The organism is Roseburia hominis A2-183, from assembly GCF_000225345.1.
GTDB classification, from domain to species: domain Bacteria; phylum Bacillota; class Clostridia; order Lachnospirales; family Lachnospiraceae; genus Roseburia; species Roseburia hominis.
The window spans coordinates 1362785-1375374 of record NC_015977.1 but is presented as its reverse complement, the minus strand read 5'-3'; the positions used below and the strand labels follow the sequence as shown (position 1 = coordinate 1375374).

Here is a 12590-nt window from a genome sequence, read left to right as displayed (position 1 = left end):
ATTCTATCTGATCCGCTCGCAGATCAGATCTCCCATCTGTGCCGTGCCGACCTGGGTTACCTTTTCCTGCGGCTTCTCCTGCGGCATGATGTCAATGGTACGGTAGCCATCTTGTAAGACCTGCTTCACCGCCTGTTCCACTACATCCGCCTCCCGATCCAGATCAAAACTGTACCGCAGCATCATGGCTGCACTTAAGATCGTCGCGATCGGATTGGCGATTCCTTTTCCGGCAATATCCGGCGCCGAACCGCCGCTCGGCTCGTAGAGTCCGAACTTTGTATCGTTTAAACTGGCGCTCGAGAGCATACCAATCGAACCGGTTACCATGCTCGCCTCATCCGACAAAATATCGCCGAACATGTTCTCCGTCAGAATCACGTCGAACTGCTTCGGGTCTTTTACCAGCTGCATCGCACAGTTGTCCACGAGCATATGCTCATAGGTCACTTCCGGGTAATCCTGCGCCACCTCCTCGACGATCTTTCTCCAGAGTCTCGAGGAATCCAGCACGTTTGCCTTATCTACACTCGTCACCTTTTTGCGCCGCTTCATGGCAATGTCAAAACCGCGCTTAGCGATCCGTCTGATCTCGTTCTCATTGTAGGTCAGCGTATCCGTCGCTGTCAGCACACCGTCCACTTCCTCGGTCTTGCGCGCTCCGAAATACAGTCCGCCGGTCAGCTCCCGCATAATCATCATGTCAAATCCGTCCCCGATGATGTCGTCCCGAAGCGGGCATGCGGCTTTTAATTCTTCATATAAATATGCCGGTCTTAAGTTAGCAAACAGGTTCAGCGCCTTGCGGAGTTTTAAAAGTCCCGCCTCCGGTCTCTTCTCCGGCGGCAGCTGATACCACGGCGAAGTCGATGTGTTGCCGCCGATCGATCCCATCAGCACCGCATCGGAAGCCTTCGCGGAAGCGATCGCCGCATCCGTGAGCGGCTCACCCGTCGCGTCAATGGAGCAGCCTCCCATCAGAATCTCTTCATAGCGGAACACATGTCCGTAGGTCTTTCCAATCTGATCCAGAACTTTCTTTGCCTCTGTTACGATCTCCGGTCCGATCCCGTCGCCGGAAATCACGCCTACCTTATATTCCATCTCTCTAATCCCTCTTTTCTTCCTGCCATGCAGGAATCCGTCTTGTATTGACTTTAGTACATTACTAACAGACAGTATATAAATTCTATAATAATGTATCTCGGGAAACAATGCAACCTCTGAATCTATTTTTCTTTTTCATGTATTCCATAACCTGGTCTTATTTACTGCTTTTTTAACGCAACACTTTTCAGTTCAAAATAGGCGAGCAGATTCTGGTTGCGCCAGTCCTCTGCATCCTCTGTAATATCATCCATACAAATCATATAGGGCTGCTCTGTATAAGCATCCACGAGTGCATCCGTTCCCTTCGCCGCCTCTAATGTATCGTGTCTTTCATACGCTTCCTGCGAGTATCTCTGCGCAGTTCCTGTTTTGATCTGCAAATGTGCCTGATAAGCAGTCGAGCTCTCCCCGCAGCCGATGAGCACCCCAAGCAGCAGCACCCCCGTCACAGCCAGATGGCCATGGGAGAGCTGGTTTATGACATTCTCCGAAGCAGTGTCCCCAGCAAGGACACGCACCAGCCATCCGCACAAATAGAACTCTACGACAAACAGTAGCAGCACATACGTAAAATACACCACATTTGCCAGTCTTCCATCACCTGCTGCTCCCATTCCATAATATGGCGGACAATACAATGCACAGATATACCCCACCGCCAGAACTACCACCACCAGCGGATATGAAAAACGGAATCCCTTCTCTCGGTACAGCCGCTGCGCCGCACGCAGGATAAACGGAAGGAACGCTACCATGCCGATGAGTATTTTCAGCCCCATCCACTGGTTGATCGCACTAATTCCCCATTTCGTTGCAAGCCAGATGGTTTCAAAAAAGCCCGGGGTATTTTCAAATGCCGACTGGCGTACCCTCGTGCCGGGAGAGAGCACATTGATCAGAAAACCTCCAACTGTCACTACCAGTACCACCAAACTGTCTACCAAAAACGGCTTTCGATGTACCACTCCTCCATAAATCACACAGCCTACCAGAAAAAGGATTCCGCCAAACGCCGTCACGTGATTACCGCCCGCCAGAAGCAGTCCAAGCAGTCCCGTGAGAATCATCTGCAGGATGCGTCTCTTTCCCTTTCCTCCCAACCACAATGCCGCCGAAACAAGCAGCAATAATACGCAGAAGAAAAACGTGTAATTGACCGCACCATTGTACCAGTAGATTCCCTGCACTGCCGATGGAATCCACTGCAGCATCAGAGCCGACATCATAAAACCAAAGGCTGCTGCTTCCAGCCTGCCCATTCCAAGCTTTCTGTGCAGCACCTGCCATGCAAAAATCAGATTCGCGCCATACAGAGCCGCCAGAATCAGACACGCAGCGATCCGATACCACGCTTCGCCAAAAATACCGGGCTCCAGTGCCTATATCACCGCGGAGGCGTAAAGTCCCTGCCAGGTCTGGTAAAACTCGGCTGAAGTTGCAAATGCCGCCCTGCACACCTCCCACAGGGAATGTGTATCTCTCCACGCATGATAGGTTTCTGATGCATACCAGTAATCGTCTCCAGACGGATGGTTGTACATGGACAGGTGCAAAAGCGGCACCACCGATAAAACCGATATTACAATAATGCTCCAAAGAATCATTTTTTCATGCTGCTTTTTCATATATCTTTCTCCATTTCCATCGCCGTATATTTTTTTCTCATCACTTTCATAATAATTCCCCTATGATCCAAAAAATCTGCCCTGTATTGCTACAAGGCAGATTCTCTTAGATTTCCATTCAATATCCTGCTTATTCAGCTGCTTCTTCCGGCTTCTCAACTGCGGAGATGGCCGCCTTCTGCATCGGAATACGGCAGTTCTTGTTGCTTCCGAACTCAACGATTACTGTATCATCAGCAATATCGATCACTGTTCCATAAAAACCGCTTGTTGTTAAGATCGTATCTCCCACTGCAAGTTCTGCAAGCATGGAGTTCTTCTTCTGCTGTTCCTTCTTCTGCGGACGAACCATGAAGAAATACATAAACGCAAATAAAATAACCAGCCACACCACCATACTGATCCAGCCAGCGGATGACGCACTCTCTGTTGCTAAGATTGAAAACATCTGATATCCTCCTAAAATCATAAACTTGTCCGAAGTCATCCGACTTCATTAAAGAGTATTGTACACAAAACCTCGCTGTTTGGCAAGCCTTTTCCCTCTTACTTTTCCATTTCCTTTTCCCGGTTGATCTGTCCCATGCTGTATAGCTTTTCTTCCTTGTAGGAGGCAAAGTTTCCGGCATCCAGCGCATCCCGAATCTCTTCCATCATCGTGTTGTAGAAGTACAGATTGTGCAGAACACATAAGCGCATGCCAAGCATCTCTTTTGCCTTGAGCAGATGGCGGATATAGGCTCTGCTGTAGCGGCGGCAGGTCGGGCAGCCGCAGCCCTCTTCGATCGGGCGCATATCCTTCTCGTACTTCTGGTTGAACAGGTTGATCTTGCCCTGGTTCGTGTATACATGGCCATGTCGGCCGTTGCGGGACGGATAAACACAGTCGAAGAAGTCAATGCCGCGCTCCACTCCCTCCAGAATATTGGCCGGCGTTCCGACTCCCATGAGATAGATCGGCTTGTTCACCGGAAGATAAGGCACGGTCTCATCCAGCACATGGTACATCTCCTCGTGTGTCTCGCCGACCGCAAGTCCGCCGACCGCATAGCCGTCCAGATCCAGCTCGGAAATCCGCTTTGCATGGTCGATCCGGATGTCCGTGTAGATGGCTCCCTGGTTGATGCCGAACAGCATCTGGTGACGGTTCACGGTATCCTCCAGCCCATTGAGGCGCTGCATCTCGTTCTTGCAGCGCTCCAGCCAACGTGTCGTCCGTGCCACGGAATCCTCCACATATTTCCGCTCGGCAAGCGCCGGCGGGCATTCATCGAACGCCATAGCGATCGTGGAACCGAGATTGGACTGGATCTGCATGCTCTCCTCCGGTCCCATGAAAATCTTTGCCCCGTCAATATGCGAGTGGAAATAGACGCCCTCCTCCTTGATCTTGCGCAGGCCTGCCAGGGAGAACACCTGAAATCCGCCGGAATCCGTAAGAATCGGACGATTCCACGACATAAACTTGTGCAGTCCTCCCACTTCCCTGATCAGTTTATCCCCTGTGCGCACATGCAGATGGTAGGTGTTTGACAACTCCACCTGACACTTGATCTGTTCCAGATCTTCCGTGGAGACAGCTCCCTTGATGGCAGCCACCGTACCCACATTCATAAATACCGGCGTCTGGATATCTCCGTGCACCGTATGGAAAACGCCTCTCTTCGCGCGTCCTTCCTGTTTTAATAATTCATACATCTGTTTTTCGTCTCCTTTTTATTACTCATGCAAAGCCGGCGCTGCTTCACGCCTCCGTCTTCTTCCCGGTCAGTTCGCTTAACACGGTAAAGTAATCTTCAAATGTCTTGCGGCAGCACGCTGGGTTCTCAATCACAATCCCGTCAGTTCTAAGCCCGATCAGGGAAAATGCCATCGCCACACGGTGATCGTCGTATGTCTCCACGTTTCCGCCGTGGGGGCTGCCGGGATAGATCGTGACAGCCGTCTCTTCCTCCTCACACCGGATGCCAAGCGCGGTCAGATTCGTCTGTATCGCGTGAATCCGGTCGCATTCCTGTCCGCGGATATGTCCGATTCCCTCTATGCGCACCGGCGCGTCGGCAAACGGCGCGATCGCCGCCAGAGTCAGTGCCTGATCGGAGAAATCGTTCATATTGACTGTGATGCCCCGCAGCGCACCGTCCGCCGGTCCCGTTACCCGGACGCCCTCCGGCGTATCATCCGCATTACATCCCATGCGCTCCAACACTTCCAGAAAACGCAGATCTCCCTGTGTGTTGTCCATATGCACATGACGCACAAGCGCCCGTCCGCCGGTCACCGCCGCAGCCGCGTAAAAATAGCAGGCTGCCGACATATCCGGTTCCACCGTATAAGTCTCCTTCCGGTAGGAAGCCTCCGCGGGCACCTCGTAGTCTCTTCCGTCAAAAGTGACACTCACTCCGAATTTCTGCATCATTTTCCGTGTGATACGGATGTACGATCCGTCCGTCTTCTCGCTGGTGATGTGGATCTTCATCCCCTCCGGAACCATCGGCGCAATCAGCAGCAGCGCGCTTAAAAACTGCGTGCTCTTCGTAATGTCAAGGGAGAGCCTCCGCGGCGTCTCCCCTGCCGTCTCATCTGCCCGGGCAGATCTGCACCCTGCGATGCGCACCGGAAGATGCCCTTCCTCCTCGAGGAAGGTAATCTTCGCCCCCGCACCGGAAAGCAGCTCGAACAGCTCCGCCATCGGCCGCCGCTTCATCTGCGCTGAACAGCGGATCTCATAACACCCGTCTGAAAATCCGAGCATCGCCGCAAGGAAACGCGCCGCTGTCCCGGCGCTTCCGACGTCAATTACCGCTTCCCTGCTGGGAATCCTGCCGCCGCAGCCCGTCACGGTCACGCACTTTTTTTCTTCCTCTATCTGCACTGCAAAGCCGAGCGACACAAGACACGCCAGAAAGTGTCTGGAATCATCGGAAAACAGGACGCCTTCCACGCGCACCGTTCCGGCGGACAGCGCTGCTAAAAGAAGCGCGCGGTTCGTCATGCTCTTTGATCCCGGCACGGTTACCTTCCAGTCCACCGGCTCTGTTATCTTTTTCACAAGGTATTTCTCTATCATGAAATATTCTTCTCCTCGCCTGCTGGTACTTCTGCTCCGTCAAATCATAACATATTTCTGTTGCGGCGCAAAGTCAAATCTTTTATAATCGAGAAAGATCATTATGTAAGCAGGAGGGAATCACATGGCAGGGTCTACATTGGGAACTCTTTTTAAAATCACAACCTGGGGGGAATCTCACGGAAAGGGTGTCGGCGTCGTCATCGACGGGTGTCCGGCGGGACTTTCTCTCTGTGAAGCGGATATCCAGAAGTTTCTCGACCGGCGCAAGCCCGGTCAGTCCAGATATGCAACGCCGCGCAAAGAGGACGACGCCGTAGAGATTCTCTCTGGCGTGTTTGAAGGAAAGACGACCGGCACCCCGATCTCGCTTGTCGTCTTCAACCGCAACCAGCAGTCCAAAGACTACAGCGAGATTGCCTCCTATTACCGTCCCGGTCACGCCGATTACACGTTCGACCAGAAATACGGCTTCCGCGACTACCGCGGGGGCGGGCGCTCCTCCGGGCGGGAAACCATCGGGCGTGTCGCCGCCGGCGCCGTCGCCGTCAAGATTCTAAACGAGCTCGACATTACCTTTATAACCTACACAAAATCCATCGGCCCGATCGCCGTATCTTCCGGGCACTTTGATTTTTCCGAGGTCACAAAGAATCCACTCTATATGCCGGACGCCGAAGCGGCCGAGAACGCTGAAAATTATCTGGATGCCTGCATGACGGAGTTAAATTCCTCCGGCGGCATCGTGGAGTGTATCATAAAAGGAATGCCTGCCGGTATCGGAGATCCGGTCTTTGAGAAGCTGAATGCAAACCTTGCCAAGGCGGTCATGTCCATCGGCGCCGTCAAAGGTTTTGAGATCGGGGACGGATTTGACGTGGCAAAAGCGACCGGCAAGAACAACAACGACGCCTTTGTCCTCGGTGAGGACGGCAGAATTGCCAAAGCAACCAACCATGCCGGCGGTATCTTAGGCGGCATGAGCGACGGAAGCGACATCATCCTCCGGGCTGCCATCAAGCCGACCCCTTCCATCGCCGCCACACAGCGCACCGTCAATCAGTCCGGTGAGGAGATCTCGGTCAACATCAAGGGACGCCACGATCCGATCATCGTTCCGCGCGCCGTTGTCGTGGTGGAATCCATGGCGGCCATCACGATCGTCGACTCACTCTTTTCCAATATGAGCGCACGGATGGATGCGTTAAAAGATTTCTACTCCTAAAAGAAACAAAAAGGTGATACTTCTTCTCCGCCGGCTGGCGCAATCGAAGTATCACCTTTTTCTTTTTCATACTTTCTAGCTCATCCGAATATGCTGATGTGTAAACAGATGATCCTGACAGTATTCGTAATTGCCCTCGCACTTGGAGCAGAAACGGAATTCCAGCGTCGGATCGTCAAGTTCCGTCCTGCCGCAGACAGCACACTTGTGCTTCGCACCGCCCGCATATCCCTGCGGTCTTCGCATGTCTGCCTTAAACTTCTGGCGTCTGTGCACCTCGTGCGGCGTATAGCGCTTGAGGTTTCTGGTGGAGAAGAAGAAAATAATAAAGTTGAGGAGCGACATAAAAATCGCCATTCTTCCCGCCCATCCGGTCTCAAAAAAGCTTAAAGCAATCAGAACGCCGTACACAGCCGCCATCCACTTCATCTTAATCGGGATAATGAACATCAGAAGAACCTGCATATCCGGATACATACATGCAAACGCAAGGAAGATGGACATGTTGATGTAACTTGTGCTGAAACTCGTTCCGATGAGAAGCATCTCCGTCGTCACACCGCCGTTCAAAAGATACATGATACCGTACAGCAAAAACGCTCCGATGACGGTAAACAGCATACCTCCGAAAATATAGACGTTAAACCGGAAGGTTCCCCATGTGCGCTCCAGTGTCGTTCCAAGCTGATAATAGAAAAGCGCCATAATGAGAAGATACACCAGATTCGTGTCTGTGGGCATAAACACCCAGGTAATCAGACGCCAGATCTGTCCGTGCAGGATGTGATACGGACTCAACATCAAAAGTCCTATGATCGACGGATTCACCTGGTAGAGCACAAACCCGATCGTGTAAGCTCCGATCAGCCACACGATCAGATTGGGAATCGCCCAATTGCCGAATTTACGTTCTAATTTATTTAACCAGTTCATATACTCTGTTCCTGACCTTTCCAAAAATGACATTACGTTGTTCAGTATATCGGTCGGGGAAATCTTTGTCAATCAGAGGGATTCTTCTTTACAAAAAGTTTATACTTTTCCGGCAAAATGCACATTGTCTTTTGACATATCCTGTCGTATAATGTAGAGTGTTTATCGCCAGATTGGCACTATTTATAATAAGAAGAAATCTTTTACATATTTTACTCTGCTAAAGTATTTACTTTACGAGAAACAGCCATGGAGGGAATTATGGAAAACAATACACTTCATAAATTGGGAATCGACATCGGTTCCACAACCGTCAAGGTCGCAATTTTAGACCAGGAGGATCATCTGCTCTTCTCTGATTATGAGCGCCATTTTGCCAATATCCAGGAGACCTTATCCTCCCTTCTCCAGAAAGCTTACGATGCACTCGGCGACTTTGCTGTTGCACCGATGATTACCGGTTCCGGCGGTCTGACACTCGCCAAGCATCTCGGTGTTCCGTTTGTCCAGGAAGTGATCGCCGTGTCCACTGCCCTGCAGCATTATGCACCGCAGACCGATGTTGCCATCGAGCTCGGTGGTGAGGATGCCAAGATCATCTATTTTGAGGGCGGCAATGTCGAGCAGCGTATGAACGGCATCTGTGCCGGCGGTACCGGTTCTTTTATCGACCAGATGGCATCCCTCATCCAGACGGATGCGACAGGTCTGAATGAATACGCCAAGAATTACAAGGCCATCTACCCGATCGCTGCGCGTTGCGGTGTCTTTGCCAAGACCGATATCCAGCCGTTAATCAACGAGGGTGCTACCAGAGAGGATCTCTCTGCCTCCATTTTCCAAGCGGTGGTCAATCAGACAATCAGCGGGCTTGCCTGCGGTAAGCCGATCCGCGGCCACGTTGCCTTTCTCGGAGGTCCGCTTCATTTCCTCTCCGAGCTCAAGGCTGCTTTTATCCGCACCCTGAATCTGGACGATGAACACGCCATCACACCGGAGAATTCGCATCTGTTCGCGGCGATCGGTTCCGCGTTGAACTACAAGCCGGGCGAGACAACCACGCTCGTCTCTCTCCGCGACCGGCTCTCGAACGGCATCAAGATGGAATTTGAGGTTGCCCGTATGGATCCTCTGTTTGCCAGCCAGGAAGAATACGACGCTTTCCGCGCACGTCACGACGGGCACAATGTCAAGTCCGCAGATCTCTCCACCTACGAGGGCAACTGCTATCTGGGCATCGATGCAGGTTCCACCACGACCAAGATTGCCTTAGTCGGCGAGGACGGTTCCCTTTTGTATTCTTTCTACAGCAACAACAACGGAAGTCCGCTTGCGACGGCAATCCGTTCCATCAAGGAGATCTATACGCTCCTTCCACCGAAGGCAAAGATCGTTCACTCCTGCTCCACCGGATACGGTGAAGCGCTGTTAAAAGCCGCTTTGATGCTCGATGACGGCGAGGTTGAGACGGTGGCACATTTCTATGCAGCCGCGTTCTTCGACCCGGAAGTCGACTGTATCTTAGACATCGGCGGTCAGGATATGAAATGTATCAAGATCAAGAATCAGACGGTGGATTCCGTACAGCTCAATGAGGCTTGTTCCTCCGGCTGCGGTTCTTTCATCGAGACGTTTGCAAAATCCCTCAACTACTCTGTACAGGATTTTGCAAAGGAGGCTCTTTTTGCCAAAAATCCGATCGATCTTGGAACCCGCTGCACCGTATTTATGAATTCCAAAGTAAAGCAGGCGCAGAAAGAGGGCGCATCCGTTGCAGATATTTCTGCGGGTCTTGCGTACTCTGTCATCAAGAATGCTTTATTTAAGGTAATCAAGCTTTCCGATGCAAGCCAGCTCGGGAAAAATATCGTCGTACAGGGCGGTACGTTTTACAACGATGCCGTACTGCGCAGTTTTGAGAAAATTGCGGGTGTCGAATGTGTCCGTCCGGATATTGCCGGCATCATGGGTGCTTTCGGTGCCGCACTGATCGCCAGAGAGCGTCACGAGGCAGGCTACCAGACCTCCATGCTTTCCATCGAACAGATCAATGCGCTGACCTTCGACACAAAGCTGGCAAGATGTCAGGGATGTACCAACCACTGTCTCCTCACAATCAACCGCTTTTCCGGCAACCGCCAGTATATCACCGGCAACCGCTGTGAGCGCGGCCTCGGCAAGGAGAAAAATAAAGACAACATTCCAAACCTCTACGAATACAAGAACAAACGCCTGTTTGACTACACCCCGCTTTCCGCCGAGGAAGCAGCACGCGGCACAGTCGGTATTCCGCGCGTTTTAAATATGTACGAGAACTACCCGTTCTGGGCAACTTTCTTTAAGAAGCTCGGTTTTTCCGTGGTACTCTCCCCGCAGTCGACGCGCAAGATCTACGAGCTTGGAATTGATTCCATCCCGAGCGAGTCCGAGTGCTACCCGGCAAAGCTGGCACACGGTCATGTGACATGGCTGATCCACCAGAACGTCGATTTTATTTTCTACCCGTGTATTCCTTATGAGCGCAACGAATTCCCGGATTCCAACAATCACTACAACTGTCCGATCGTTACCTCCTACGCGGAAAATATCAAAAATAACGTGGACGAGATCACTTCCGGTCAGGTGAAGTTCTTAAATCCGTTTATGTCTTTCGCCAGCGAGGAGACGCTTTCCTCCCAGCTGATTAAGACCTTTGGCCAGTCGGAGTTCGGGATTCCGGAATCCGAGATCCGCGACGCGGTTGCCGAAGGCTGGAAGGAGCTTGCCGTCTGCCGGATGGAGATGCAGAAAAAAGGCGAGGAAGTCTTACAGTATTTAAAGGAGACCGGAAGACGCGGTATCGTCCTCGCAGGTCGTCCGTACCATGTAGACCCTGAGATCAACCACGGTATTCCGGAGCTAATTACCTCCTACGGCATCGCCGTGCTCACGGAGGATTCCATCTCCCACTTACAGCCGGTGGAGCGCCCGCTCATCGTCATGGATCAGTGGATGTATCACTCCAGACTGTACGCAGCGGCGAACTATGTCAAGACAAGAGACGATCTCGACCTCATCCAGCTGAATTCCTTCGGCTGTGGTCTGGATGCTGTCACGACAGACGCTGTCAATGATATTCTGACAAAGTCCGGCAAGATCTACACCTGTTTAAAAATCGATGAGGTCAACAACCTCGGTGCGGCGCGCATCCGTATCCGTTCCCTGATCTCGGCGATCCGTGTCCGTGAGAAGAAGCAGACGAAGCGCACCATCGTTCCGGCGAATTACAACCGCGTCGTCTTCACGGAGGAAATGCGCAAGAATTACACCATCCTCTGCCCACAGATGTCACCGATCCATTTTGAGCTGTTGGAGCCGGCGTTCCAGACGGCCGGGTACAACCTTGTTGTTCCGGATGTGGACAGCCGCACCTGCGTGGATGTCGGCTTAAAGTACGTCAACAATGACGCCTGCTACCCGTCCCTGATCGTGGTTGGCCAGCTGATGGCGGCCGTGATGTCCGGCGGTTATGATATGTCGCGCACCGCGGTCTTAATCTCCCAGACCGGCGGCGGCTGCCGCGCCAGCAATTACATCGGCTTCATCCGGCGTGCACTGGAAAAAGCCGGCTATCCGGACGTTCCGGTCATCTCGATCAATCTGAGCGGTCTGGAGAAGAACCCGGGCTTTAAGCTGACACTGCCACTGATCCAGCACGGACTCTACGCGTTGGAGTTTGGCGATATCTTCATGCGCTGCGTCTACGCAACGCGCCCTTACGAGGCGGTTGCCGGATCAACGGACGAGTTGCACGAAAAATGGAAAAAAGAGGTTATCGCCTTTATTACCCAGAAAAAGATGCTCTCCCACGGCAAGTTCAAGAAAATGTGCCGCGAGATCATCCGCGATTTTGACAACCTTCCGCGCAAAGACATCAAGAAACCGCGCGTTGGCGTTGTCGGCGAGATTCTTGTCAAGTTCCATCCGGCTGCAAACAATCATCTGGTGGAGCTTCTCGAATCCGAGGGCGCAGAGGCAGTCGTACCGGATCTGACCGATTTCCTGCTCTACTGCTTCTACAATACGGGCTTTAAAGCAGACAATCTCGGCATGAGCCAGAAGTCCAAGAAGATCGGCCGTCTGGGCATCAATTTCTTTGAGTGGCTGCGCAGCGCTGCAAGAGATGAATTCACAAAGAGCAGGCACTTTACTGCACCTGCGCACATCGATGATCTTGCCAGATATGCAAGAGACATTGTATCCGAGGGCAACCAGACCGGCGAGGGCTGGTTCTTAACCGGTGAGATGTTAGAGCTGATCCACACCGGAACACCGAACATCGTCTGCACGCAGCCGTTCGCCTGCCTGCCGAACCATGTGGTCGGCAAGGGTGTCATCAAGGAACTGCGTCACCGCTATCCGGGTTCCAATATCGTGGCCATCGATTACGATCCGGGTGCCAGCGAGGTAAACCAGCTCAACCGTATCAAGCTGATGCTCTCCACCGCGAACAAAAATCTGGCAAAGCAGAACGCACCGGAGCAGAAGGATCAGGCTGCAGGCTGACAGATACAGAGAAAGGGGCTGCGCATCAAATGTGCAGCCCCTTTTCGTGATAAGTAATATTATCAGAAGATCACACCGTGGG

9 protein-coding genes are annotated in these 12590 nt (G+C 52.2%); 2 read left to right on the top strand and 7 right to left on the bottom strand.

The annotated features are described in order from the left end of the window. Nucleotides 1-3 precede the first annotated feature (3 nt). From leuB to aroA, 6 genes are all read right to left on the bottom strand, one after another. Nucleotides 4-1104, bottom strand: a complete 1101-nt coding sequence (gene leuB, locus RHOM_RS06095) for a 3-isopropylmalate dehydrogenase (RefSeq protein WP_014079408.1) — start codon at nucleotides 1102-1104, stop codon at nucleotides 4-6. 164 nt (nucleotides 1105-1268) lie between these two features. Then, on the bottom strand, nucleotides 1269-2369 hold the full coding sequence (locus RHOM_RS06090) for a DUF6056 family protein (protein WP_014079407.1): 1101 nt from the start codon (nucleotides 2367-2369) through the stop codon (nucleotides 1269-1271). A 120-nt stretch (nucleotides 2370-2489) separates the two neighbouring features. After that, a complete protein-coding gene (locus tag RHOM_RS06085; protein WP_014079406.1) occupies nucleotides 2490-2735 on the bottom strand; it encodes a hypothetical protein in 246 nt (81 codons plus the stop codon). Between the two features lie 130 nt (nucleotides 2736-2865). Further along, a complete protein-coding gene (gene yajC, locus RHOM_RS06080; protein ID WP_014079405.1) occupies nucleotides 2866-3183 on the bottom strand; it encodes a preprotein translocase subunit YajC in 318 nt (105 codons plus the stop codon). A 98-nt stretch (nucleotides 3184-3281) separates the two neighbouring features. After that, entirely contained in the window at nucleotides 3282-4433 is a 1152-nt protein-coding gene (gene tgt, locus RHOM_RS06075; RefSeq protein ID WP_014079404.1) for a tRNA guanosine(34) transglycosylase Tgt, read from the bottom strand. 46 nt (nucleotides 4434-4479) lie between these two features. Beyond that, the gene (gene aroA / locus RHOM_RS06070; protein ID WP_014079403.1) at nucleotides 4480-5805 is read right to left on the bottom strand and encodes a 3-phosphoshikimate 1-carboxyvinyltransferase; all 1326 of its coding nucleotides are present in this window, start codon (nucleotides 5803-5805) and stop codon (nucleotides 4480-4482) included. A gap of 124 nt (nucleotides 5806-5929) precedes the next feature. Here aroA and aroC point away from each other — a divergent pair, with 124 nt between their 5' ends. Further along, nucleotides 5930-7030: a chorismate synthase gene (gene aroC, locus RHOM_RS06065; protein WP_014079402.1), complete on the top strand. Its 1101-nt coding sequence runs from the start codon at nucleotides 5930-5932 to the stop codon at nucleotides 7028-7030. Between the two features lie 75 nt (nucleotides 7031-7105). On the opposite strand, the gene RHOM_RS06060 is transcribed toward aroC, so the two are convergent. Next, nucleotides 7106-7963, bottom strand: coding sequence for a cation-translocating P-type ATPase (locus RHOM_RS06060; protein WP_014079401.1), 858 nt, complete (start codon nucleotides 7961-7963; stop codon nucleotides 7106-7108). A 261-nt stretch (nucleotides 7964-8224) separates the two neighbouring features. Here RHOM_RS06060 and RHOM_RS06055 point away from each other — a divergent pair, with 261 nt between their 5' ends. Beyond that, nucleotides 8225-12508: a 2-hydroxyacyl-CoA dehydratase gene (locus RHOM_RS06055; protein ID WP_044024626.1), complete on the top strand. Its 4284-nt coding sequence runs from the start codon at nucleotides 8225-8227 to the stop codon at nucleotides 12506-12508. Nucleotides 12509-12590 lie beyond the last annotated feature (82 nt).